Below are 25,082 nucleotides of genomic sequence, written 5' to 3'. Positions count from 1 at the left end.
ATGAAAAACTGGCGATTAACACGCAGGAAATCATTTCCTGTAACAAACCCGAAATGAGCGAATCAAACCTTACCGGCAGCTTCCCGCTCAGCAACTTCTTTATCGAGTTCTGCGATTTTTTGTTCCATCAGCGTGCGGCAATGCGCTGCCAGTTCACGAACCTGATCTTTACCAAAATGACTGATATCCACCGGCGGCAGCATCTCTACAATCGCCAGCCCATTATTGAGTCGGTTCAATTTGATCTTATTAGAGGTCGTTGAAACGCAAACAGGGATAACCGGGACACCCGCAGCAATTGCCGCATGGAACGCACCGGTTTTAAACGGCAGCAGACCGCGACCGCGGCTACGCGTTCCTTCAGGGAACATCCAGATAGAGATACGACGCTTTTTAAAGTGGTTCACCACCGCCGCAATAGTGCTGTGCGCTTTGGCGCGGTTATTTCTGTCGATCAACAGATTACCGGTGAGCCAGTACAGTTGTCCGAAGAAAGGGATCCACAACAGGCTTTTTTTACCTACTGTGACCGTCGGTGGCTGAACGATATTCGCTGCGGTAACCATGTCATAGTTATTCTGGTGGTTACAAATATAGATAGCATTACCATAGTTCTTCGCGTCAGGCGGCATGCGACACTCGACCTTCAGGCCATACAGGGGAGCCAGGCGACCAAACATATGGCCGAACGTCGCAACGTGTTTTGGATTTCTTGGGCTGAACAGACAGTATATGCAACCGAAAATACAGACCAAAATGCAGTAAATAACAGTAATAATTAAACGAAAAATATATAGCATAACAACCTCTAAAGGCCTAAGAGCCTGGCATTCTACGTCACCTGATTCCGAATACTGCATCAGGTTAGGGCATTGTTAAGAGTGGCTCTCTGGAAAAGCGTATTGTTAATCGCAACGCACGAATAAACAACGGTTTCACGGGAATTTTTAAAACAAGCTCTCCCTGTGCGAAAACAGGGAGAGCCAGACGCTGGCGTTATTCTTCACTGTCGCCGTGACTGGCGCGTCGAGGCGAGTCAATCTCAACACGGTCGATGCGTTGCAGACCGCGCATGAGCGTACCGCGACGACCACGCTCGCTGGTTACCTTCTGTAGCTCTTCAGGGCGCAGTTTAATTTTGCGTTTCCCGACGTGGATAGTCAGCGTGCTTTGCGGCGGCAGCACGTAGAGTTGTGCCAGACCATCTTCGCCTTTCGCAGCTTCCGCAGAAGGAATATTGATTATCTTGTTCCCTTTGCCTTTCGACAACTGCGGCAAATCGCTCACCGGGAACATCAACATGCGGCCCGCATGGGTAATCGCCAGCAGCATATCGGTTTCATCTTCAATCACCACCGGCGGCATAACATGCGCGTTTTCCGGTAGCGTAATCAATGCCTTGCCCGCACGGTTACGCGCGACCAGGTCATTGAAGGTGCAGACAAAACCGTAACCGGCATCAGATGCCATCAGCAGCTTCTGATCGTCGCCTTCCATCAGCATATGCTCAACCGTCGCGCCCGGTGGCAGCGTGAGCTTCCCGGTCAACGGCTCCCCCTGACCACGCGCCGACGGCAGCGTAATTGGGTCGATAGCATAACTACGCCCGGTTGAGTCAACGAACACCACCGGTTGGTTGCTCTTACCCTTCACCGCCGACTTAAAGCTGTCGCCCGCTTTATAGCTTAAGCCTGGCGCATCGATGTCGTGGCCTTTCGCGCTACGCACCCAGCCACTCTGGGACAGCACAATAGTCACCGGCTCAGACGGCAGCATGTCATGCTCGCTCATCGCCTTCGCTTCTTCACGCTCGCGCAGTGGAGAACGGCGATCGTCACCATAGGCATCCGAATCAGCCTGCAGTTCTTTCTTCAGCAGGTTACTCATTTTGCGTTCAGAGGCCAGAATGCCCTGCAGTTGATCGCGCTCCTTCGCCAGTTCGTCCTGCTCACCGCGGATTTTCATCTCTTCCAGTTTGGCAAGGTGGCGTAATTTCAGCTCAAGAATGGCCTCCGCCTGAGTTTCTGAAATACCAAACCGCGACATCAGCTCGGGTTTAGGTTCATCTTCATGACGAATAATTTCGATTACTTCGTCAATATTGAGGAACGCTATCAGCAAACCTTCAAGAATGTGCAGACGTTTGAGTACTTTCTCCAGGCGATAGTTCAGGCGACGGCGCACGGTATCGCGGCGGAACGCCAGCCATTCGGTGAGGATCTCCAGCAGGTTTTTCACCGCCGGACGACCGTCAAGACCGATCATGTTCAGGTTAATACGGTAGCTTTTTTCCAGATCGGTGGTAGCAAACAGATGGTTCATCACCTGTTCCATATCTACGCGATTCGACCGCGGGACAATCACCAGACGAGTCGGGTTTTCGTGATCCGATTCGTCGCGCAGGTCATCGACCATCGGCAGCTTTTTATTGCGCATTTGAGCCGCAATCTGTTCCAGTACTTTTGCGCCGGAGACCTGGTGCGGCAGCGCGGAAATCACCACCGCGCCGTCTTCTTTCGTCCATACCGCACGCATACGTACGGAACCGCGTCCGTTTTCGTAAATCTTACGAATCTCCGCACGCGACGTAATAATCTCCGCTTCGGTCGGGTAATCCGGCCCCTGTACGATATCCAGCAGTTGATCCAGCGTCGTTTTCGGCTGCTCAATCAGCGTAATTGCCGCTTTGGCCACTTCACGCAGGTTATGCGGTGGAATATCCGTCGCCATACCCACGGCAATCCCGGTCGTGCCGTTTAGCAAAATATTCGGCAGACGCGCAGGCAGCATTTTCGGCTCCTGCATGGTACCGTCGAAGTTTGGCACCCAGTCTGACGTGCCCTGACCGAGTTCACCCAGCAGGACTTCCGCATATTTAGACAGGCGGGATTCCGTGTAACGCATCGCGGCGAAGGATTTCGGATCGTCTGGTGCCCCCCAGTTCCCCTGCCCGTCAACCAGCGGATAACGGTAAGAGAAGGGCTGGGCCATCAGCACCATCGCTTCATAGCAGGCGCTGTCGCCGTGCGGATGGTATTTACCCAATACGTCACCGACGGTACGGGCGGATTTTTTAAATTTGGCGCTGGCATTCAGCCCCAGTTCGGACATCGCGTAAACGATGCGACGCTGAACAGGTTTCAGACCATCACCAATAAACGGTAACGCCCTGTCCATGATGACGTACATGGAATAGTTCAGATAGGCGTTTTCCGTGAATTCATGCAGCGCCAGGCGCTCTGCCATATCGCTCATTAATCGTGGTTCCTCAACTTTGTACCCCTCTATTGAAGGGCAATATTGCCGCAGATACTACCCCATCTGGCGTGTTGAGTCACAAAGAAAAGGGCCGCGACTGCGGCCCTGATGAGGATTATTTGGCAACTTTGGTAATCTGTTTCACGTCGATTTCAACGGAGTTCCAGTCTTTATCCACTTCACCCTGGATTTCAACCACATCCTGCGGCGTGACGGTCACGCCGTTCCAGCGTTTGTGGTCGATATCTACGTTCACTGTGCCGGTTGCATCTTTAAACACATACAGGTCGTCGGAAATACGCTCAACGATGTTCCCGCGCAGGGTAACCCAGGTGTCATCACGCAGCGATTTGGCGCTTTCTACCGTCGTGCTGCTACCGTTTGGGCCAACAAAGCCGCCATTTTGGCTTTGTGTTGTCGTCGTCGGTCCAGAGAAGCCGCCCTGCTGCGCTGCCAGAACAGGTGCGGAACACAGTGCCATTACGGCAACCATTGCAGCTAATTTTTTCATCGTCATGTCTCCCTTTCATGTTGGTTTACGACTATTAAATAAGTTAATCCTTAACAAGTTCTTAAGGCAAAAAAAGATACTTTTTTTACTGTACAGAGGCTGTAGCCACAGGTTTACTTGACGGTAATGAGAGCGACCGCAGGGAAGAACATATGCGTATTTTACTGGTAGAAGATGACACGCTGATTGGCGACGGCCTGAAAACAGGTCTGAGTAAAATGGGTTTCAGCATCGACTGGTTTACCGAGGGTCGCCAGGGGAAAGAAGCACTGTACAGCGCCCCTTATGATGCGGTGATCCTCGACCTGACGCTGCCAGGCATAGACGGGCGCGATATCCTGCGCGAATGGCGAGCCAACGGGAAGCAGGAGCCGGTGCTGATTCTTACCGCTCGTGACGCGCTGACAGAACGCGTGGAAGGTCTGCGCCTGGGCGCGGATGACTATCTGTGTAAACCCTTTGCGCTGATCGAAGTTGCCGCCCGACTGGAAGCATTGGTACGCCGCGCCAGCGGCCAGGCCACCAGCGAACTGCGCCATGGTCAGGTAACGCTTAATCCTGGCGCGCTGGTCGCCACGTTCGCGGGTGAGCTGTTATCGCTTAAGCCAAAAGAGTTCGCGCTGCTGGAACTGCTGATGCGTAACAAAGGGCGCGTCCTGCCCCGCAAGCTGATTGAAGAAAAACTGTATAACTGGGATGAAAACGTCTCCAGTAATGCGGTGGAGGTCCACGTCCATCACTTGCGCCGTAAGCTCGGCAGCGACTTTATCCGCACGGTACATGGCATTGGCTACACCCTGGGTGACGCATGAAACTCACACAACGCCTGAGTCTACGCATCAGACTTACGCTTATATTTATCATTTTGGTTTTGGTAACCTGGTTGATTTCCAGTTTTGTCGCCTGGAAACAAACCACCGATAACGTTGACGAGATGTTTGACACGCAGCTGATGCTGTTTGCCAAACGGCTGGTCACGCTGGATCTTGATGAACTAAAAGCTTCTGAGCGCATCGCGCAGACACCGAAAAAGTTCAAACATGGCCATATTGACGACGATGTACTGACCTTTGCGGTCTACACGCCGGATGGAAAAATGGTTCTTCATGATGGTGACAATGGTCAGTACATTCCCTATAGCTATCGTCGGGAAGGGTTTGACGATGGTTATCTGAACGGTGATAACGATAAATGGCGCTTTATCTGGCTAACTTCAGCGGATAAAAAGTACCGGATCGTGGTCGGTCAGGAGTGGGAATATCGCGAAGATATGGCCCTGGCGATCGTGACGGCCCAATTGGTGCCGTGGCTGGTCGCCCTGCCGCTGATGCTGCTGATCCTGATTGTCCTGTTAAGCCTTGAACTTAAGCCGCTAAAAAAGCTGGCGCAGGCTTTACGTGTGCGGGATCCGGAATCTGAAGAACCACTGAGCCTGAAAGGTATTCCTGGCGAGGTTCGCCCACTGGTTGAGTCGCTCAATCAACTGTTTATCCGCACACATTCGATGATGGTTCGCGAACGGCGCTTTACCTCTGATGCCGCCCACGAACTGCGCAGTCCGTTGACGGCACTGAAGGTACAGACCGAAGTCGCGCAGTTGTCCGACGATGATCCGCAGGCACGACAAAAAGCGTTAATGCAGATGCAGACGGGAATTGACCGCGCTACCCGACTGGTTGATCAGCTCCTGACGCTTTCGCGCCTCGACTCCCTCGACAATCTTCAGGATGTGGCGGAAATCTCGCTGGAGGAGCTTCTGCAATCCGCGGTGATGGATATCTACCATCCGGCACAGCAGGCGCACATCGATGTGCGGTTGCAGATTAACGCGCACCACATCACGCACACGGGACAACCGCTGTTACTCAGCCTGATGGTCCGTAATCTGCTGGATAATGCGATTCGCTACAGCCCACAGGGAAGCATTGTGGAAGTGACGCTCAATGCCCGCAATTTCAGCGTCAAGGATAACGGGCCTGGCGTTGCGCCGGAAATCCTGACGCACATCGGTGAACGCTTTTATCGTCCGCCGGGACAAAGTGTTACCGGTAGTGGTCTGGGCCTGTCGATCGTTCGTCGTATAGCGACCTTACACGGGATGTCTGCCTCGTTTGGTAATGCTCCGCAAGGCGGGTTTGAGGCCAAAATCAGCTGGTAAAGACCGCATTATTGCTAGTAATGCAAAAGACTTTGCACATTTTGCTAATTTCACCGCACCACCCGTGGGGGTAAAATCGTCCTCAAACGTATTTCCTTGAGGACACAAAATGAGCAACATTCTGATTATCAATGGTGCGAAAAAATTCGGCCACTCTAACGGTCAGTTAAACGACACCCTGACCGAGGTCGCGGACGGTATCCTGCGCGACCTCGGGCATGATGTTAAAGTCGTACGCGCGGACAGCGATTATGACGTAAAAACAGAAGTGCAGAATTTTGTCTGGGCCGATGCGGTTATCTGGCAAATGCCGGGCTGGTGGATGGGTGCACCGTGGACCGTGAAAAAATACATCGATGATGTGTTTACCGAAGGTCACGGTACGCTGTATGCCAGCGATGGTCGTACACGTTCAGATGCCTCTAAAAAATACGGCTCAGGCGGGCTGATTCAGGGCAAAAAATACATGCTGTCCCTGACCTGGAACGCGCCAATGGAAGCCTTCACTGAAAAAGACCAGTTCTTCCATGGCGTTGGTGTTGATGGCGTCTATCTCCCGTTCCATAAAGCAAACCAGTTCCTGGGAATGGAAGCGCTGCCGACCTTTATCACCAATGACGTGATTAAAATGCCAGATGTTCCACGTTATATCGCAGAATATCGCAAGCATCTGACCGAAATTTTTGGTTAACTAGTCACCTGGAATTAGAAGGAGTTAACCATGCTTACCGTTATTGCAGAAATCCGTACACGTCCAGGTCAACATCACCGCCAGGCGGTACTGGATCAGTTTGCTAAAATCGTTCCGACTGTACTGAAAGAAGAAGGCTGCCACGGCTATGCGCCAATGGTCGATCATGCAGCAGGTGTGAGTTTTCAGACCACAGCACCAGACTCAATCGTGATGGTTGAACAGTGGGAAAGCATCGCGCACCTTGAAGCGCATTTGCAGACCCCGCATATGAAAGCCTACAGCGAAGCCGTGAAAGGCGACGTGCTGGACATGAATATCCGTATTCTGGAATCGGGTATTTAAGGTTGTCGATTTGCCGGATGAGGCTTTGCTATCCGGCATATAATCGCTTCGTCAGATGAGAGCCGGATAAGGCATTTTACGCCCCTCTCCGGCTTTTCTACATGCAATTAGCCTTCGAGATCCGCAAGGTCACCTTTCTCTTGCAACCAGTTACGACGGTCTTCAGAACGCTTCTTGGCCAGCAGCATATCCATCATTGCGTTGGTACGCTGATCGTCTTCATCATCGATAATGAGCTGCACCAGGCGACGAGTGTTCGGATCCAGCGTGGTTTCGCGCAACTGCATCGGGTTCATTTCACCCAGTCCTTTAAAGCGCTGCACGTTCGGCTTACCTTTCTTGCGCTTTAATTGCTCCAGTACGCCCGCTTTTTCTTCTTCCGTCAGCGCGTAATACACCTCTTTACCGAGGTCGATACGGTATAACGGCGGCAGCGCCACGTACACGTGACCGTGTTTCACCAGCGTGCGGAAGTGTTTCACAAACAGTGCGCATAGCAGCGTGGCGATGTGCAGACCATCGGAGTCCGCATCCGCCAGGATACAGATCTTACCGTAACGCAACTGGCTCAGATCGTCGCTGTCCGGATCGATACCGATCGCCACCGAAATATCGTGCACTTCCTGCGAAGCCAGCACTTCATCGGAAGAGACTTCCCAGGTATTGAGGATCTTACCTTTGAGCGGCATGATCGCCTGATATTCACGATCGCGCGCCTGTTTGGCCGATCCACCCGCCGAGTCACCTTCGACGAGGAACAGTTCGGTGCGATTAAGATCCTGCGCGGTACAGTCCGCCAGTTTCCCCGGCAGAGCCGGACCACTGGTCAGCTTTTTACGCACCACTTTTTTCGCCGCACGCAGACGACGCTGGGCGCTGGAAATCGCCATCTCAGCCAGCAGTTCGGCTGACTGTACGTTCTGGTTCAGCCACAGGCTGAAGGCATCTTTCACCACGCCTGAAACAAACGCCGCGCACTGACGCGAAGAGAGGCGTTCTTTGGTTTGTCCGGCAAACTGCGGATCCTGCATTTTTACCGACAGCACGTAGGCGCAGCGATCCCAGATATCTTCCGCCGACAACTTCACGCCGCGCGGCAAAATATTGCGGTATTCGCAGAACTCGCGCATCGCATCCAGCAGACCCTGACGCAGACCGTTGACGTGCGTCCCGCCCTGCATAGTTGGGATCAGGTTCACATAGCTTTCGGTCAGCAGCTCACCGCCTTCCGGCAGCCAGAGCAGCGCCCAGTCCACGGTTTCTGTTTCACCGCTGAAATTACCGATAAACGGTTTTTCCGGCAGCGTCGGTAGGCCATTTACCGCTTCGCTCAGATAGTCATTCAGACCATCCTGGTAGCACCAGCGCTGTTCGCTGTTGTTGACCTCATCCTTGAAGGTGATCTCAACGCCCGGGCACAGTACCGCTTTGGCTTTCAGTACGTGCGTTAAGCGCGAAACAGAAAAACGCGGGCTGTCAAAGAAGCTTTCATCCGGCCAGAAGTGCACGCTGGTCCCGGTATTGCGTTTGCCGCAGGTACCGACAACCTGTAAATCCTGCACTTTATCGCCATTCTCAAACGCGATGTTGTATACCTGTCCGTCGCGGCGTACGTTCACTTCCACACGTTTGGACAGGGCGTTAACAACGGAGATACCCACACCGTGCAGACCCCCGGAGAATTGGTAGTTCTTGTTGGAGAACTTGCCGCCCGCGTGCAGACGACAGAGGATCAGCTCAACCGCCGGAACACCCTCTTCAGGGTGAATGTCTACTGGCATGCCGCGTCCGTCATCAATGACTTCCAGAGACTGGTCGGCATGTAAGATCACGTCCACGCGTTTCGCGTGGCCCGCCAGTGCTTCATCCACACTGTTATCAATCACTTCCTGTCCAAGATGGTTCGGACGGGTCGTATCGGTGTACATCCCAGGGCGACGGCGTACCGGCTCAAGCCCAGTGAGTACCTCAATGGCATCAGCGTTATAAGTTTGCGTCATGGTTTAAATAAGCAATTCGAATTGATCGTCAGAAACTGTGCAGTCCAAGGAAATCGACAATCGGGTTGAAATAATCTTCGAAGCCCGTGAATGCGTGGTTTCCGCCCTCAATAACTGTCTGACGGCAGGAGGCGTAATACGCCACCGCCTGGCGGTAGTCCAACACTTCATCGCCCGTTTGTTGAAGCAGCCAGATCAAATCCGGCGCTTCCAGCGGGTCAATCTGCATGACTTTAAGATCGTAAATATGGCGTGACTCTAGCACATATTGCTGCCCCGTGTAGGGGTTCTCGTTTTGACCGAGATAGTCGACCAGCAGTTCATAAGGCCGTACAGCAGGGTTCACCACCACTGCCGGCAGCATAAAACATTGCGACAGCCAGGTGGCGTAATAGCCTCCTAATGAGGAGCCGACAATCCCCAGCGACTCTCCGCCATGTTCAAGAATGATCGATTCCAGCATCTCTGCGGCCTGGGCCGGATACGGCGGCAACTGCGGCACGATCATCTCTACATGCGGATGATGCTCCGCCAGCCAGTTTTTCAGCAAGCACGCCTTCGCCGAGCGAGGAGAACTGTTAAATCCGTGAAGATAGAGAAGCGTAGACATCAGTAGCCTTCTGAAGCGGTATCAGGGTGGAACCGATTACCCTGCAGACGACGTACCTGAGTCTGCAACGTCCCGTCAGCAAAAAGCTCCAGCGTCCGCCAGCCGGGGCTGATGGTATCCAATGTGAAGTTGGAACAGTGCGGCTTAAACTGCACGCAGGTCGACGGCGTCGCCAGCAGGCGGCGTCCGTTCCAGTCCAGATCCAGTTCCTGATGAATATGCCCGCACAGCAGATATTTCACGCGCGGATAGTTCACCAGCACGTTATCCAGCTCAGCGGCATTGCGCAGGCTATGCTGATCGAGCCAGCTACAGCCCGCAGGCAGAGGATGATGATGCAGAAGCAACAAGGTATTACGCTCTGGTGCATCAGCAAGTTTACGCTCCAGCCATTCGAGCTGGAATTCACTTAATTCACCGTGGGGAACGCCGAACACCTGGCTGTCGAGCAGCAAAATTTGCCACTGTTCGCCGATGAAAACACGCTTGGCAGGGGAAATTCCCGCATCCTGCAGCGCACTGTACATTGCCGGCTGAAAATCGTGATTGCCCGGTAGCCAAACGCAGGGCGCACGAAAGCTTGCGATGCCCTCAGCAAAATGCTGATAGGCCGCAGCGGATTGATCCTGCGCCAAATCCCCAGTCGCAACGATCAGATCGTACTCAGGCGACTCTGCATGTATGGCATCCAGTACGCACTGGTAGCTATCCCAGGTGTTCACACCCAGTAAGGTTTCATGCTTTTCGGCAAACAGGTGAGTGTCTGTAATTTGTAAGATCCTGACTCTGGCCTCACCAGCCAAAGGAAGGGTTAACAGGCTTTCCAAATGGTGTCCTTAGGTTTCACGACGCTAATAAACCGGAATCGCCATCGCTCCATGTGCTAAACAGTACCGTAACCAGTCGGCCAAAAACTGATTAATTTGATGCTTTTCGTCGCGTTGATGCAACTTTTTATTTGGATAATCATACCGCGCTTTGAAGCGAAAGATCTGCTGACTTGAACACACTTCAGCCACCCTTGCGTCATGATACAGACGCACGGTCAATGACGGCAGGCTCCAGTAAGTGACAGCCGGCACCGTTTGTTCGATCGCGACAAGCGTAGTGTATCGGGTCGATTCAACGATCGTTAACCGATATTGTGCGTTTGCTACCTGATAGCTCACTGTTTCACCGGCTGCATCATTGCGTGGCAACAGGCGGCGCAACTGCGAAAAATTGGTTTCGCACAGGCGCATCATTTCAGGGAAGTCAGGTGTGTAACGCTTCATTTTTTCCACTCAGTTTTTAACTCTTGATAGTGCAGCTGTAACCATTGCAAGGCGATGACAGAAGCCGCGTTGTCGATTATCCCCTCTTCTACCCATTGATAAGCCTGTTCCCGACTCACCACATGAACACGAATATCTTCGTTTTCATCCGCCAGACCGTGGATACCATTTGCGGTCGAAGCGTCCACTTCACCTACCAAAATAGACAGGCGCTCACTGGTGCCGCCAGGGCTTGCCAGATAACTCAGCACGGGTTTCGTACGTTTAACGTCCAGTCCGGCTTCTTCCATTGCTTCACGGCGAGCCACATCTTCAACGGTTTCGCCTTCTTCAATCATTCCGGCTACCATTTCCAGTAGATACGGCGTTTCGCTGGTGTCATAGGCCGCGATGCGGATTTGTTCGACCAACACAACTTCATCCCGCTCAGGGTCAAAGGGTAGCAAGACTGCCGCGTGTCCGCGCTCAAAAATTTCACGCTTCACTTCACCGCTCATACCACCGTTAAACAGGCGATGACGGAAGCGATAAAGATCCAGTGAAAAAAAACCGCGGTATAGTGTTTCTCGTGCAATAATTTCTACATCATTTTTAGTGAATGTCATTGGCAAGTTGTCTGGTTTACGCATTGTGCTGTCCTGGTACCAATAGTGATTAAAATGTGAATTTCAAGGTCGTTTGACTGCTGTTTGAGCGCCCTTGTGTTAAATTGATGCAAATTAACGCCGTATGGCACGTAACGCCAACTTTTTGAAGTGGCGGATTCTGCTAGAATCAGCAATTATTTTTACAATTTGATCAGCGCTAAATACTGCTTCACAACAAGGAATGCAAATGAAGAAATTGCTCCCCATCCTTATCGGCCTGAGCCTGTCGGGGTTCAGTACTCTGAGCCAGGCAGAAAACCTGATGCAGGTTTATCAGCAAGCACGCCTGAGCAACCCGGAATTGCGTAAATCCGCCGCCGATCGCGATGCTGCATTCGAAAAAATTAACGAAGCGCGTAGTCCTTTACTGCCGCAACTGGGCTTAGGTGCCGATTACACCTACAGCAATGGCTACCGTGATTCAAATGGTATCAACTCCAACGCCACCAGCGCGTCATTACAATTGACTCAGACGCTGTTCGATATGTCAAAATGGCGTGCCCTGACGCTGCAAGAAAAATCAGCGGGCATCCAGGACGTGACCTATCAGACCGATCAGCAAACGCTGATCCTGAATACCGCCACGGCCTATTTTAACGTATTGAACGCGATTGACGTGCTCTCTTATACCCAGGCACAAAAAGACGCCGTTTATCGTCAGTTAGATCAGACGACCCAGCGTTTTAACGTTGGCCTGGTTGCTATCACTGACGTACAGAACGCCCGTTCACAGTACGATACCGTGTTGGCGAATGAAGTTACCGCGCGTAACAACCTGGACAACGCCGTTGAACAGCTGCGTCAGGTCACCGGCAACTACTACCCGGAACTGGCTTCGCTGAATGTTGATGGCTTTAAAACCAACAAACCGCAGGCGGTGAATTCACTGCTGAAAGAAGCAGAAAACCGCAACCTGACGTTATTGCAGGCACGTTTAAGCCAGGATCTGGCGCGTGAGCAAATTCGTCTGGCACAGGACGGTCATCTGCCGACGCTGGGTTTAACCGCCTCTACTGGTGTTTCTGATACCTCTTACAGCGGATCTAAAACTCGTGCCAGTGATGCAGGTACACGCTATGACGATAGCAATGAAGGTCAAAATAAAATTGGTCTGAACTTCTCGCTGCCGCTGTACCAGGGCGGGATGGTTAACTCGCAGGTGAAACAAGCGCAGTACAACTTTGTTGGCGCCAGTGAGCAACTGGAAAGCGCGCACCGCAGCGTAGTACAGACCGTTCGTTCATCATTCAACAACATTAATGCGTCTATCAGTAGCATTAATGCGTACAAACAAGCGGTTGTCTCTGCCCAAAGCTCCCTGGATGCGATGGAAGCCGGCTATTCTGTAGGTACACGTACCATTGTGGACGTGTTGGATGCTACTACCACGCTGTACAACGCTAAGCAGCAGTTGGCAAATGCGCGTTATACCTATCTGATCAACCAGTTAAACATCAAGTCTGCGCTCGGTACGCTTAACGAGCAGGATCTGGTGGCGTTGAACAATACGCTGGGTAAACCTATTTCCACCGCGCCTGACGCCGTTGCGCCGGAAAACACCCAGCAAGACGCCGCAGCAGATGGTTATACTGCCAACAGTGCGGCACCAGCGGTCAAACCGGCAACAGCACGTACAACCAGCAGCAGTAACGGCAACAACCCGTTCCGTAATTGATGCTGTAGACGGGGCTTCGGCCCCGTCTGAACGTAAGGCAACGTAAAGATCTGCCCCTTCCTGCGCATTCTCGCCTCTTCCCGCTTCAATTTCGACCAGTCATCCTCTATCCTGAGCATTATTTACTGTGTTTACCACTGGGTCCTGGAAGACAAAAATGAAACGGACAAAATCGATACATCATGCCTCGTTCCGCAAAAGCTGGAGCGCGCGCCACCTGACTCCTGTCGCCCTGGCAGTTACCGCAGTGTTTATGCTCGCGGGCTGTGAAAAGAGTGACGAAACGGTTTCGCTTTATCAGAACGCGGACGACTGCTCTGCGGCGAATCCGGGTAAAAGCGCCGAATGCACCACCGCGTTTAACAACGCGCTGAAAGAAGCTGAACGCACCGCGCCAAAATACGCCACGCGTGAAGACTGTATTGCTGAATTCGGCGAAGGCCAGTGCCAGCAGGCACCTGCGCAGGCGGGCATGGCACCGACCGGCGAAGGCCAGGCTCAGGCGCAGAATCAAAGCAGCGGCAGCTTCTGGATGCCGCTGATGGCAGGCTACATGATGGGCCGACTGATGGGCGGCGGAATGGGCGCTCAGCAACCGCTGTTCAGCTCGAAAAACCCGGCCAGCCCTGCATACGGCAAATATACTGACGCCAGCGGCAAAAACTACGGCGCAGCAACGCCGGGCCGCACCATGACCGTACCAAAAACCGCCATGGCACCGAAACCTGCCACCACCTCTACCGTAACCCGCGGCGGATTTGGTGAGTCAGTCGCCAAACAGAGCACCATGCAGCGTAGCGCAAGCGGCACCACCACACGTTCGATGGGTGGCTGATCGTCATGGAAAGAGTCAGTATTGTTGAGCGCCCGGACTGGCGCGATAAGGCCACCGAATACGGTTTCAACTTTCACACCATGTACGGCGAGCCGTACTGGTGTGAAGACGCGTACTATAAGCTGACGCTTGCTCAGGTCGAAAAGCTGGAAGAGGTCACCGCAGAGCTGCATCAGATGTGCCTCAAAGTGGTGGAAAAGGTCATTGCCAGCGATGAGCTGATGACCAAGTTTCGCATTCCAAAGCATACCTGGGGCTTTGTCCGCCAGTCCTGGCTGACACAGCAACCGTCGCTCTATTCCCGTCTCGATCTGGCGTGGGACGGTACCGGTGAACCTAAGCTTTTAGAAAACAACGCCGATACGCCAACCTCATTGTACGAAGCCGCCTTTTTCCAGTGGATCTGGCTGGAAGATCAGCTTAATGCGGGCAACCTGCCGGAAGGCAGCGATCAGTTCAACAGCCTGCAGGAAAAGCTGATCGAACGTTTCACTGCGCTGCGCGAGCAGTACGGTTTTCAGTTGCTGCATCTGACCTGCTGTCGCGATACGGTCGAAGATCGTGGAACGATCCAGTATTTGCAGGATTGCGCGGCTGAGGCTGAAATTGCCACTGAATTTCTCTATGTCGAGGATATCGGGCTCGGTGAAAAAGGTCAGTTCACGGACATGCAGGACCAGGTGATCGCCAATCTGTTCAAGCTCTATCCGTGGGAGTTTATGCTGCGTGAAATGTTCTCCACCAAGCTGGAAGACGCTGGCGTCCGCTGGCTGGAACCGGCCTGGAAAAGCATTATCTCCAACAAAGCGTTGTTACCGCTGCTGTGGGAAATGTTCCCGAACCATCCGAATCTTCTGCCGGCGTACTTCGCCGAAGACGACTATCCGCAGATGGATAAGTTTGTCGTGAAACCGATCTTCTCGCGTGAAGGCGCTAACGTTTCCATCATTGAGAACGGTAAAACGATCGAAGCCGTGGAAGGGCCATACGGTGAAGAAGGCATGATCGTGCAGCAGTTCCATCAGCTACCGAAGTTTGGCGACAGCTATATGCTGATCGGCAGCTGGCTGATTAACGATCAACCTGCCGGGATCGGCATTCGCGAAGACAGAGCGTTGATCACCCAGGATCTCTCGCGCTTCTATCCGCATATTTTTGTCGAGTAATTCGTTGTGCCCGGTATCGCTAATGCTTACCGGGCCTACGTTTTTATCCCACCTGTACTGACAACATACTCAGGCTACCCATCTCAATCCCATCAACAGGAATCGTCACCGGCTCTTTGCCATCCCACGCGCCGAGGACATACAGCAGCGGCAGATAGTGATCCGCCGTTGGGTTCGACAGCGATCCGCCTTCATGATCCATATAGTTAACCAGCGGGTGCTGTTCAACCGGTCCCTGCCATGTCAGGTTGGCTTTAACATAATCGTTAAATGAGGTCGCCCACGGGTATGGTGTATTCTCACCATACCAGCGTGCTGTACGCAGGTTATGCACTACGTTGCCACTGGCCACCAGCATAATGCCTTCATCGCGCAACGCTGCCAGCTTACGGCCCATTTCAAAATGCCACGCCGCAGGTTTGGTGCTATCGACACTCAACTGCACCATCGGGATATCTGCGTTCGGGTACATCTTGATTAGCACACCCCATGAACCGTGGTCAAAACCCCACGCTTCTTTGTCTAAGGCGACGGGCACAGGAGCAAGCAAGTCAACCAGATGCTGTGCCAGTTCTGGCGAGCCCGGGGCCGGATAATGCGTGTCATACAGTGCCTGCGGGAAACCACCAAAATCGTGGATAGTTTTAGGTGCTTCCATCGCGGTTACGCCAGTACCGCGTGTAAACCAGTGTGCCGATACCACAACAATCGCTTTCGGGCGCGGCAACGTTTCCCCCAGTTGCTGCCAGGCACGGGTATAAACGTTATCTTCCAGAACATTCATTGGGCTGCCGTGTCCCAAAAACAATGCTGGCATACGAGTTGAAGACATGATGATATCCTTACTGAGGGAGTCATTTTGATATCACCACAATACGCTTTTTCGGTTGATGAAGAACTCAGATAACCATGATGAAGATCATCAGTTATTTTGACGATCCGCCCCGAACAGCAGATTGATAAGGAGTTTTATTTGTCGATGTCAGTACCTTTACTTCTGACCTTACTGGCAGGCGCCGCCACATTTATCGGTGCATTTCTCGGCGTGCTGGGACAAAAACCCTCTAACCGCGTTCTCGCGTTTTCTCTGGGTTTTGCCGCAGGTATCATGTTGCTGATCTCCCTGATGGAAATGTTGCCAGCCGCACTGGCAGCAGAGGGAATGTCGCCGGTGCTGGGTTACGGGATGTTTATCGTTGGTTTGCTGGGCTACTTTGGCCTGGATCGTTTGCTGCCGCACGCTCACCCTCAGGATTTAGTCCAAAAAACCACACAACCGTTACCCGGTTCCATTAAGCGTACTGCGATTTTATTAACTCTGGGTATCAGCCTGCACAACTTCCCGGAAGGGATTGCAACTTTTGTTACCGCCAGCAGCAACCTCGAACTGGGCTTTGGTATCGCGCTTGCCGTCGCATTACACAATATTCCTGAAGGATTAGCCGTTGCAGGTCCGGTCTATGCAGCCACGGGCTCCAAACGTACCGCTATATTCTGGGCCGGGATCTCGGGAATGACGGAAATATTAGGTGGGGTACTGGCATGGTTAATTCTGGGCAGTTTGATTTCGCCCGTGGTGATGGCAGCAATTATGGCCGCGGTCGCCGGAATTATGGTGGCGCTGTCAGTCGATGAATTGATGCCACTGGCAAAAGAGATCGACCCAAATAATAATCCCAGCTATGGGGTCCTGTGCGGAATGTCGGTGATGGGGTTAAGCCTCGTCATCCTCCAGTCCATGGGAATCGGATAATCCAGAGGGCGGATGCCACCCTGCTCATTTACAGCATCCGCTCATCCATAGCAGAACGTGAAGGACTATTCCTGTTCCTTAATCACGCTGTTATCTTCACCAGAGCGACGAAAGAGTTTGTTTCGCGCCTCGAGCAATGCGTCTCTGTCTTGCCGGAATGCCCGGCAATAACGCTTCATATGGCAATAATAACCCAATGCAACGAATGCAATTAATACGATCCAATACCAGGCAATAAACATTCTTTTACCCTTAACATTTAACATCATTAAACATTTAACGTTAAAATTTTACACAAGCTTATTCTGACATACTCCTATAGTGGCATATTCCAGAAACAAATATATGATTTCGATCATATAAACCAGCGGCTAAGCCAATAGTCAAACTCGCTATAGAAAATAAAACAATGTCGACAAGATCACACTACGCAATAATAAATATTGTTCTCAGAATATCTCACTCATACTATCGGAAATAATAAAAAATAATTTCCACAAATAATACATTTTATCAATATTAATATATTCACCATAATAGTTGAATCAGTAACACCATTTTATATTTTATCGACACTATGAAAACATAATATATTCAGCATAATTATATTTATAGGTAATATAAGGAGATATATCCATGTTTATACAATATCGAAAAACGCTTCTCGCAGGCACTCTGGCACTGACGTTTGGATTAACAGTCGGAAACTCTTTTGCCGCGGGTTTTCAACCCGCCCAACCCGCAGGAAAACTGGGCGCAATAGTCGTTGATCCTTATGGAAACGCCCCGCTTACCGCGTTAGTGGAATTAGACAGTCACGTTATCTCAGATGTTAAAGTCACCGTTCATGGCAAAGGCGAGAAAGGAGTTCCTGTTACTTATACTGTTGGCAAAGAATCGTTAGCAACCTATGACGGCGTGCCTATTTTTGGTCTTTATCAAAAGTTTGCTAATAAGGTCACCGTTGAATATAAAGAAAATGGCAAAGCCATGAAGGATGATTATGTGGTGCAAACGTCCACCATCGTTAATCACTACATGGATAACCGTTCAATTTCCGATTTACAGCAAACGAAAGTGATTAAGGTAGCGCCTGGTTTTGAAGACCGTCTCTATCTGGTGAATACCCATACCTTCACGGCACAAGGGGCGGAATTCCACTGGCATGGCGAAAAAGATAAAAATGCCGGCATCCTGGATGCGGGTCCTGCGGGCGGGGCATTACCCTTTGACATTGCCCCCTTCACCTTTATCGTCGATACGGAAGGTGAATATCGTTGGTGGCTGGATCAAGATACCTTCTACGATGGCCATGACATGGATATCAATAAGCGCGGTTACTTGATGGGTATCCGGGAAACGCCGCGCGGCACCTTCACAGCCGTTCAGGGTCAGCATTGGTACGAATTCGATATGATGGGGCAGATTCTGGCCGATCATAAGCTACCGCGCGGATTCCTTGACGCATCGCATGAATCGATCGAAACAATCAACGACACCGTGCTGCTTCGCGTGGGCAAACGCGATTATCGCAAAGAAGATGGCATCCATGTGCAAACCATCCGTGATCAGATAATTGAAGTAGACAAGTCCGGCCGTGTGGTTGACGTGTGGGATCTGACAAAAATACTCGATCCGATGCGTGATGCGCTTCTGGGTGCACTGGACGCAGGCGCGGTATGCGTCAACGTTGACCTCGCTCATGCCGGTCAACAGGCGAAACTGGAGCCAGATACACCTTACGGTGACGCCCTCGGGGTGGGTGCAGGTCGTAACTGGGCGCACGTTAACTCCATTGCCTATGATGCCAAAGATGACTCCATTATTATCTCTTCCCGCCATCAGGGCGTCGTTAAAATCGGTCGCGATAAACAGGTGAAATGGATCCTCGCTCCGTCGAAAGGCTGGAATAAGGCGCTGGCAAGCAAGCTGTTAAAACCGGTTGATGGTAAAGGCAACGCGCTAAAATGTGACGAAAACGGCAAGTGCGAAAACACCGATTTCGATTTTACTTATACACAGCACACCGCATGGCTCTCGAGCAAAGGGACATTAACCATCTTTGACAACGGCGATGGTCGTGGGCTCGAACAACCAGCATTGCCGACGATGAAATATTCCCGTTTCGTCGAATATAAAATTGACGAGAAAAAAGGTACCGTTCAGCAAATCTGGGAATACGGCAAAGATCGCGGTTACGACTTCTATAGTCCCATCACCTCGGTTATCGAATATCAGAAAGACCGTGACACCATGTTTGGCTTTGGTGGTTCAATTAATTTATTTGACGTTGGGCAACCAACCATTGGCAAAATCAATGAAATTGACTACAAGACCAAAGAAGTCAAAGTTGAGATTGATGTCCTTTCAGATAAGCCAAACCAAACTCACTACCGTGCATTACTGGTCCGCCCACAACACATATTTAAATAATCGCGTTAGATTAAGGATTAATTATGTCATCTAAATGGATTACTTCATTATTTAAAAGCGTGATATTAACTGCAGCGCTTGCCACGTCGTTTGCCGCCTCCGCTTTTACAGAAGGCACTGATTATATGGTTTTAGAGAAACCGATTCCGAATGCTGATAAAACGTTAATCAAAGTATTTAGCTACGCCTGTCCGTTCTGTTACAAATATGATAAAGCCGTGACTGGCCCGGTTTCTGAAAAAGTGGCCGATCTCGTCACCTTCACACCATTTCATCTGGAAACCAAAGGGGAATATGGTAAACAGGCCAGTGAAGTTTTTGCAGTAATGATTGCTAAAGATCAGGCCGCAGGGATTTCATTATTTGATGCCAAATCGCAGTTCAAAAAAGCGAAATTCGCTTATTACGCTGCTTACCACGACAAGAAAGAGCGCTGGTCAGATGGTAAAGATCCGGCCGCATTCATTAAAACAGGTCTGGATGCTGCAGGCATGAGCCAGACAGATTTTGACGCCGCGCTGCAAGATCCCACCGTTCAGCAAACGCTGGAGAAATGGAAAGCGGCATACGACGTCGCCAAAATTCAGGGGGTTCCGGCTTACGTCGTTAACGGTAAATACCTGATCTACACCAAAAGTATCAAATCCATTGACTCCATGGCTGAGCTTGTCAGAGAGCTGGCGACAAAATAAACAGGGACCAGGCTATGGCTTTCATAAAAGGATTTTGGCGGGACTTACGTACCACGCCAGTTGATACGCTGGTGAGATGGCAGGAACGGCGCTTTCTGTGGCTACTGATGGCGTGCGCGATGGGCGGGTTAATAATACTGGCGCACTCATTCTTTCAAATCTATCTCTATATGGCTCCCTGCGAGCAGTGTGTCTACATTCGCTTCGCCATGTTTGTGATGGTTTTCGGTGGATTGATCGCGGCAATAAATCCCAAAAATGTTGCTCTGAAGCTTATTGGCTGCATCGCGGCATTTTATGGCAGCATCATGGGCATTAAGTTCTCCATCAAACTTAACGGCATTCATTATGCTGTACATAACCCGGATCCGGACTCGCTGTTTGGCGTCCAGGGATGTTCCACCGATCCGATATTCCCTTTCAATTTGCCGCTGGCAAACTGGGCTCCGGAGTGGTTTAAGCCCACAGGAGATTGCGGCTATGACGCCCCCGTGGTTCCCGATGGCGTAGCGCTCAGCAGTACGCAAAAGTGGTTTATCGATCTATACCAACAGTCTGAAGGCTGGTATCTGCTCCCGCCGTGGCATTTTATGAACATGGCACAGGCCTGTTTGCTGGCCTTTGGTTTATGTTTACTACTGCTGGTGATAATGAGTGGAGCCTGGGCTTTAAAACTGACCAGAACCAAATAATTGGAGCAAGAAACAAAAAAACCGAAGCCAGGAAGACGGCTTCGGTTTTTTATGCTTACCACAACTAACGTGGTAATAGTCTATTAGCTGGCTTTGCGCTCGTGCGCCTGACGATAAGCCACTAAATCTTCGATAGTGACTACAGCCATATTGTGCTTGCCGGCAAACTCAATGCACTGTGGCGCACGCGCCATGGTGCCATCATCATTAGTCAATTCGCACAGCACACCAGCCGGTTTAAAACCAGCCAGCGTCACCAGATCGATGGTGGCTTCGGTGTGGCCACCGCGAGTTAACACACCGCCAGCCTGAGCACGCAGCGGGAAAACGTGACCCGGGCGATTCAGATCGGAAGGTTTAGCGCCATCTTTAATCGCCGCGCGAACTGTAGTGACACGGTCTGCTGCGGAAACACCGGTAGTCACACCTTCTGCAGCTTCAATGGTCACGGTAAAACCCGTACCATAAGCGCTGGTGTTATTTTCCACCATCATCGGCAGATCGAGCTGTTTGCGTCGGTCTTCAGTAATGCACAGGCAAACAATACCGCTACCGTGACGGATGGTCAGCGCCATCTGTTCAACGGTCATGGTTTCTGCCGGGAAAATCATATCACCTTCGTTTTCACGGTCTTCATCGTCAAGCACCATCACACCGCGTCCTTCACGCAGTGCAGCAAGCGCATGTTCAACACGTTCGAAAGGCGTACCAAAAGAGGAAAGTAGCGTCTGATTCATGGTAAAAAAACCTCACTAAATTTATGGTTACCAGAATCAGGGCAGTCTTAGGAGTGCCGTCAAAGCGGCAAAAAAATAACGTGAGCGGGTCCATGCCCGACTGGATCGTTACTCTCTCCCATCCGGACTCTAACCGTCGGCCCCGGAATTACACCGGATCTGCTGACCTTTTCGCATTCACGAAAAGCGCTCGCGGGCTTTCAACATCAGTTGATTTACCGCCGGTGGGGAATTTCGCCCCGCCCTGAGAATAAGCGAGTTAACTATAACGCTATTGATTACCTTCATCAACGCCTTTGCTCGTCTTAGCTTCACACAATTCTGGTTTATGCCTGTGCCAGTTCGCACTACAATATGCAGCAACACGTACCAGTTCAGGGAAACCACAATGATTGACCCGAAAAAAATTGAGCAGATTGCTCGTCAGGTTCACGAGTCGATGCCGAAAGGGATCCGCGAGTTTGGCGAAGACGTCGAGAAGAAAATTCGTCAAACGCTTCAGTCACAGCTGACCCGTCTGGATCTGGTAAGCCGTGAAGAGTTTGATGTACAGACTCAGGTTTTGCTGCGTACTCGTGAGAAGCTGGCGCTGCTTGAGCAACGCCTGACTGAGCTGGAATCGCGTGAAACAACGGCAGAAGTTAAGCCTGCCCCGGCGATCCCATCAGTCGATCCGCAAGAGTAAAAACGACAACGGGCCGCAAGGCCCGTTTCTCTGTTAGTGTTCCAGTTCCAGCTTCCTGGCCTCCGTCGCCTGCTGGCAGTAAAGTGCATAGCGTTTGCAAAACCAGCTACGGTGTTCTTCATCCATATTCCCAGTTATCGCCTGGATATCAACGGGATGGCCCTCAGCCTGCATCCTGGCAAAACTTCGGGCCAGGAAATCGAAATTATTCATTGAATACATACTGCTGTTCATGAGCATACCCTCCAGTTATTGAATATCTGCTAAGGCCATATGCTTTTTCTGATTTCAGTATTTCCCTGGATGCGAAGATATTCTGCACATATTGTGCGCAAAAAAACCTTCAGCTTCACAGTTTCCTACGAAATCTAAGAGGGGGATGAGCCTCTTTTCGGATTCAAGACCAGGAGGACGCATGTTATTGTAACGTCATGTAAAAGTAAGAGGTGAAACCATTACTTTTGACACTATCAGGGAACGCGGTCGCAGGAGGAAGAAAGTTGGTTTTATTCACGGATTATAACGGACCCTACCTGTTTGCTATTTCATTTGTCCTGCTGATTGGCTTACTGGAAGTCATCTCTCTTGTTTTCGGGCACTTCCTTTCGGGCGCACTGGATGCGCATCTCGATCACTACGATGCCCTGACTTCAGGCAATATTGGACAAGCGCTGCACTATTTGAATATCGGACGTATTCCCGCACTGATCGTGCTGTGCTTACTCGCTGGCTTCTTTGGACTCTTCGGCATCCTTCTTCAACATGGTTCGGTCACACTGTGGCAAGCTCCGCTCAGCAACCTGCTGCTTGCTCCGCTGAGTTTTATTCTTGCCGTCTTCGCCGTGCATTACAGCGGAAAAATCATTGCTCCCTGGCTGCCACGGGATGAAACCACCGCTCTCGCAGAAGATGAGTTTATCGGCAGCATGGCGATTATTACCGGACATTCCGCAAGTGCCGGAACCCCATGCGAAGGGAAATTTACCGATAAGTTCGGGCAGACCCACTATGTGCTACTAGAGCCTGAAGCAGGCAAAGAATTCAAAAAAGGAGACAAGGTGCTGATTATCTGCCGACTCTCCGCAACGCGTTACCTGGCCGAGCTAAACCCCTGGCCAAATGTTTTGTAATTTTTACTTTAAGGGAATAACACAATGGATGATGTTTTTGGCATGTTACCTTCATGGATGTTTACCGCTATTGTGGCGGTGGTCGTTTTATTAATTATCGGGATTATCTTTGCCCGCCTGTATCGCCGCGCGTCAGCTGAACAGGCGTTTGTACGTACCGGACTTGGCGGGCAAAAGGTGGTGATGAGCGGTGGCGCAATTGTCATGCCCATCTTCCACGAAATTATTCCTATCAACATGAACACCCTCAAACTTGAGGTGAGCCGTTCGACTGTCGACAGCCTCATCACTAAAGACCGTATGCGTGTGGATGTCGTCGTCGCCTTTTTCGTGCGTGTAAAACCGTCTATTGAAGGGATTGCTACCGCCGCACAGACCCTGGGGCAGCGGACGCTGTCACCAGAGGATTTACGTGTGCTAATAGAAGATAAGTTTGTCGATGCCCTGCGTGCCACTGCGTCGCAGATGACCATGCATGAACTGCAGGATACGCGTGAAAACTTCGTTCAGGGCGTACAAAATACCGTCGCGGAAGACCTGTCCAAAAACGGCCTGGAACTGGAGAGCGTTTCACTCACCAACTTTAACCAGACCGAAAAAGTCCATTTCAACCCGAATAACGCCTTTGATGCCGAGGGTCTGACCAAGCTGACCCAGGAAACAGAACGCCGTCGCCGCGAACGTAACGAAGTCGAACAGGACGTTGAAGTTGCGGTACGTGAGAAAAACCGTGATGCGCTGTCGCGCAAGCTGGAGATCGAACAGCAGGAAGCCTTCATGACGCTCGAGCAGGAGCAGCAGGTGAAAACCCGCACGGCCGAGCAAAACGCCAAAATCGCCGCCTTCGAAGCCGAACGTCATCGTGAAGCTGAACAGACGCGTATCCTTGCCGAACGCCAGATTCAGGAAACAGAAATCGAGCGCGAGCAGGCGGTGCGATCCAGAAAAGTCGAGGCCGAGCGTGAAGTTCGTATCAAAGAGATCGAACAGCAGCAGGCAACGGAGATAGCCAACCAAACCAAGTCCATCGCCATTGCTGCCAAGTCCGAGCAACAGTCTCAGGCTGAAGCGCGAGCTAACGATGCCCTGGCCGAAGCGGTTCGCGCCCAGCAGAACGTAGAAACCACCCGCCAGACCGCAGAAGCGGATCGTGCCAAACAGGTCGCGCTGATCGCCGCGGCGCAGGATGCAGAAACCCAGGCCGTTGAATTGACCGTGCGGGCAAAAGCCGAAAAAGAAGCCGCAGAATTGCAGGCGGCGGCAATTGTTGAACTGGCCGAAGCGACGCGCAAAAAAGGTCTCGCAGAAGCCGAAGCCCAGCGTGCGCTCAACGATGCCATCAACGTGCTTTCCGACGAACAGACCAGCCTGAAATTTAAGCTGGCTCTGTTGCAGTCTCTGCCAGCGGTTATTGAGAAATCCGTTGAGCCAATGAAGTCTATCGACGGAATCAAGATTATCCAGGTTGATGGCCTGAATCGTGGTGGCGCCGTCGGTGAAGTGAACGCAGGTAACGTAAGCGGTGGAAATTTGGCTGAGCAGGCATTATCAGCCGCCCTTGCCTATCGTACACAAGCGCCGCTGATTGACTCGCTGTTAAATGAAATTGGTTTGTCCGGCGGTTCGCTAAATGCGCTTACCACTCCGTTAAACGCCACGACAACAGTCGACGTTAACCATCAGACAACGATAAAAGAAGAATAACGACTTCTGCCTTATGTCCCCCGTCCCTGGCCCATAAAGCCGGGGATTTTTTATTCTGGCGCGCCGTTTTGCGTGGATGCTCCAGC

25 protein-coding genes and 1 riboswitch are annotated in these 25,082 nt (G+C 51.4%); of the genes, 14 read left to right on the top strand and 11 right to left on the bottom strand.

Translation table 11 applies throughout. From position 1 onward, the window contains the following. Positions 1–62: 62 nt before the first annotated feature. The 3 genes from plsC to G8S19_RS03315 all read right to left on the bottom strand — a co-directional run bounded on the left by plsC (position 63) and on the right by G8S19_RS03315 (position 3,769). Positions 63–800 (bottom strand): 1-acylglycerol-3-phosphate O-acyltransferase, encoded by a 738-nt coding sequence (gene plsC / locus G8S19_RS03325; protein WP_040233973.1) that lies wholly within the window; start codon positions 798–800, stop codon positions 63–65. Positions 801–996: 196 nt separating this feature from the next. After that, a complete protein-coding gene (gene parC, locus G8S19_RS03320; protein ID WP_253686062.1) occupies positions 997–3,255 on the bottom strand; it encodes a DNA topoisomerase IV subunit A in 2,259 nt (752 codons plus the stop codon). Positions 3,256–3,373: 118 nt separating this feature from the next. After that, entirely contained in the window at positions 3,374–3,769 is a 396-nt protein-coding gene (locus G8S19_RS03315) for a YgiW/YdeI family stress tolerance OB fold protein (protein ID WP_005123105.1), read from the bottom strand. 152 nt (positions 3,770–3,921) lie between these two features. On the opposite strand from G8S19_RS03315, the gene qseB reads away from it, so the two are divergent. The 4 genes from qseB (at position 3,922) to G8S19_RS03295 (ending at position 6,963) form a co-directional block, all read left to right on the top strand. After that, the gene (gene qseB / locus G8S19_RS03310) at positions 3,922–4,581 is read left to right on the top strand and encodes a quorum sensing response regulator transcription factor QseB (protein WP_253686060.1); all 660 of its coding nucleotides are present in this window, start codon (positions 3,922–3,924) and stop codon (positions 4,579–4,581) included. Then, entirely contained in the window at positions 4,578–5,927 is a 1,350-nt protein-coding gene (gene qseC, locus G8S19_RS03305) for a quorum sensing histidine kinase QseC (RefSeq protein WP_101742474.1), read from the top strand. The genes qseB and qseC overlap by 4 nt, the downstream gene beginning before the upstream one ends. Positions 5,928–6,036: 109 nt before the next feature. Beyond that, positions 6,037–6,618 (top strand): NAD(P)H-dependent oxidoreductase, encoded by a 582-nt coding sequence (locus G8S19_RS03300; protein WP_003838153.1) that lies wholly within the window; start codon positions 6,037–6,039, stop codon positions 6,616–6,618. Positions 6,619–6,648: 30 nt separating this feature from the next. Further along, entirely contained in the window at positions 6,649–6,963 is a 315-nt protein-coding gene (locus G8S19_RS03295; RefSeq protein ID WP_003024557.1) for a putative quinol monooxygenase, read from the top strand. Between the two features lie 107 nt (positions 6,964–7,070). Here G8S19_RS03295 and parE read toward each other — a convergent pair whose 3' ends face one another. The 5 genes from parE to nudF are packed head-to-tail and all read right to left on the bottom strand — an operon-like array spanning position 7,071 to position 11,476. Then, positions 7,071–8,963 (bottom strand): DNA topoisomerase IV subunit B, encoded by a 1,893-nt coding sequence (gene parE, locus G8S19_RS03290; protein WP_003024571.1) that lies wholly within the window; start codon positions 8,961–8,963, stop codon positions 7,071–7,073. 28 nt (positions 8,964–8,991) lie between these two features. Beyond that, complete coding sequence (yqiA, locus tag G8S19_RS03285; RefSeq protein WP_003024575.1) at positions 8,992–9,573, bottom strand: esterase YqiA; 582 nt, start codon at positions 9,571–9,573, stop codon at positions 8,992–8,994. Next, entirely contained in the window at positions 9,573–10,400 is an 828-nt protein-coding gene (gene cpdA, locus G8S19_RS03280; RefSeq protein WP_124021420.1) for a 3',5'-cyclic-AMP phosphodiesterase, read from the bottom strand. Before cpdA ends, yqiA begins: the two co-directional genes overlap by 1 nt. A gap of 24 nt (positions 10,401–10,424) precedes the next feature. After that, positions 10,425–10,847, bottom strand: a complete 423-nt coding sequence (locus tag G8S19_RS03275; protein WP_124021421.1) for a DUF1249 family protein — start codon at positions 10,845–10,847, stop codon at positions 10,425–10,427. Further along, on the bottom strand, positions 10,844–11,476 hold the full coding sequence (nudF, locus tag G8S19_RS03270) for an ADP-ribose diphosphatase (RefSeq protein WP_040233966.1): 633 nt from the start codon (positions 11,474–11,476) through the stop codon (positions 10,844–10,846). The genes G8S19_RS03275 and nudF overlap by 4 nt, the downstream gene beginning before the upstream one ends. 199 nt (positions 11,477–11,675) lie before the next feature. Here nudF and tolC point away from each other — a divergent pair, with 199 nt between their 5' ends. The 3 genes from tolC to G8S19_RS03255 all read left to right on the top strand — a co-directional run bounded on the left by tolC (position 11,676) and on the right by G8S19_RS03255 (position 15,170). Then, complete coding sequence (tolC, locus tag G8S19_RS03265; protein ID WP_124021422.1) at positions 11,676–13,169, top strand: outer membrane channel protein TolC; 1,494 nt, start codon at positions 11,676–11,678, stop codon at positions 13,167–13,169. Positions 13,170–13,326: 157 nt separating this feature from the next. Then, positions 13,327–14,004 carry a DUF1190 family protein gene (locus tag G8S19_RS03260; protein WP_003024591.1) on the top strand — a complete coding sequence of 226 codons (678 nt, stop codon included), beginning with the start codon at positions 13,327–13,329 and terminating at the stop codon, positions 14,002–14,004. 5 nt (positions 14,005–14,009) lie between these two features. Further along, positions 14,010–15,170: a glutathionylspermidine synthase family protein gene (locus G8S19_RS03255; RefSeq protein ID WP_048213241.1), complete on the top strand. Its 1,161-nt coding sequence runs from the start codon at positions 14,010–14,012 to the stop codon at positions 15,168–15,170. Positions 15,171–15,213: 43 nt separating this feature from the next. Here G8S19_RS03255 and ygiD read toward each other — a convergent pair whose 3' ends face one another. Further along, a complete protein-coding gene (gene ygiD, locus G8S19_RS03250) occupies positions 15,214–16,002 on the bottom strand; it encodes a 4,5-DOPA dioxygenase extradiol (protein ID WP_253686058.1) in 789 nt (262 codons plus the stop codon). Between the two features lie 147 nt (positions 16,003–16,149). On the opposite strand from ygiD, the gene zupT reads away from it, so the two are divergent. From zupT to dsbI, 4 genes are all read left to right on the top strand, one after another. Next, a complete protein-coding gene (gene zupT / locus G8S19_RS03245) occupies positions 16,150–16,923 on the top strand; it encodes a zinc transporter ZupT (RefSeq protein WP_253686056.1) in 774 nt (257 codons plus the stop codon). Positions 16,924–17,559: 636 nt separating this feature from the next. Beyond that, positions 17,560–19,356: an aryl-sulfate sulfotransferase gene (locus tag G8S19_RS03240; protein ID WP_253686054.1), complete on the top strand. Its 1,797-nt coding sequence runs from the start codon at positions 17,560–17,562 to the stop codon at positions 19,354–19,356. 23 nt (positions 19,357–19,379) lie between these two features. Next, positions 19,380–20,048, top strand: coding sequence for a thiol:disulfide interchange protein DsbA/DsbL (locus G8S19_RS03235; protein ID WP_061068601.1), 669 nt, complete (start codon positions 19,380–19,382; stop codon positions 20,046–20,048). A 14-nt stretch (positions 20,049–20,062) separates the two neighbouring features. Continuing rightward, positions 20,063–20,740 carry a protein-disulfide oxidoreductase DsbI gene (dsbI, locus tag G8S19_RS03230; protein ID WP_048213245.1) on the top strand — a complete coding sequence of 226 codons (678 nt, stop codon included), beginning with the start codon at positions 20,063–20,065 and terminating at the stop codon, positions 20,738–20,740. Between the two features lie 83 nt (positions 20,741–20,823). Here dsbI and ribB read toward each other — a convergent pair whose 3' ends face one another. After that, positions 20,824–21,477, bottom strand: a complete 654-nt coding sequence (ribB, locus tag G8S19_RS03225) for a 3,4-dihydroxy-2-butanone-4-phosphate synthase (protein ID WP_048213246.1) — start codon at positions 21,475–21,477, stop codon at positions 20,824–20,826. A 106-nt stretch (positions 21,478–21,583) separates the two neighbouring features. After that, positions 21,584–21,733: riboswitch (FMN riboswitch) on the bottom strand. A gap of 132 nt (positions 21,734–21,865) precedes the next feature. Here ribB and ubiK point away from each other — a divergent pair. Beyond that, positions 21,866–22,162, top strand: a complete 297-nt coding sequence (gene ubiK, locus G8S19_RS03220; protein WP_048213247.1) for a ubiquinone biosynthesis accessory factor UbiK — start codon at positions 21,866–21,868, stop codon at positions 22,160–22,162. A 33-nt stretch (positions 22,163–22,195) separates the two neighbouring features. Here the strand turns inward: ubiK and glgS are convergent, their stop codons facing one another. After that, on the bottom strand, positions 22,196–22,402 hold the full coding sequence (glgS, locus tag G8S19_RS03215) for a cell surface composition regulator GlgS (RefSeq protein ID WP_086523459.1): 207 nt from the start codon (positions 22,400–22,402) through the stop codon (positions 22,196–22,198). 260 nt (positions 22,403–22,662) lie between these two features. Here glgS and G8S19_RS03210 point away from each other — a divergent pair, with 260 nt between their 5' ends. Continuing rightward, the gene (locus G8S19_RS03210) at positions 22,663–23,292 is read left to right on the top strand and encodes an OB-fold-containig protein (RefSeq protein ID WP_115601456.1); all 630 of its coding nucleotides are present in this window, start codon (positions 22,663–22,665) and stop codon (positions 23,290–23,292) included. Positions 23,293–23,316: 24 nt separating this feature from the next. Continuing rightward, positions 23,317–24,996 (top strand): flotillin family protein, encoded by a 1,680-nt coding sequence (locus tag G8S19_RS03205; RefSeq protein WP_124021424.1) that lies wholly within the window; start codon positions 23,317–23,319, stop codon positions 24,994–24,996. Positions 24,997–25,082: the final 86 nt, after the last annotated feature.

Source organism: Citrobacter sp. SX206 (assembly GCF_024181025.1).
GTDB classification, from domain to species: domain Bacteria; phylum Pseudomonadota; class Gammaproteobacteria; order Enterobacterales; family Enterobacteriaceae; genus Citrobacter; species Citrobacter youngae.
Note: the sequence above shows the minus strand (reverse complement) of the source record. Positions and strands in the feature narration are given on the sequence as shown.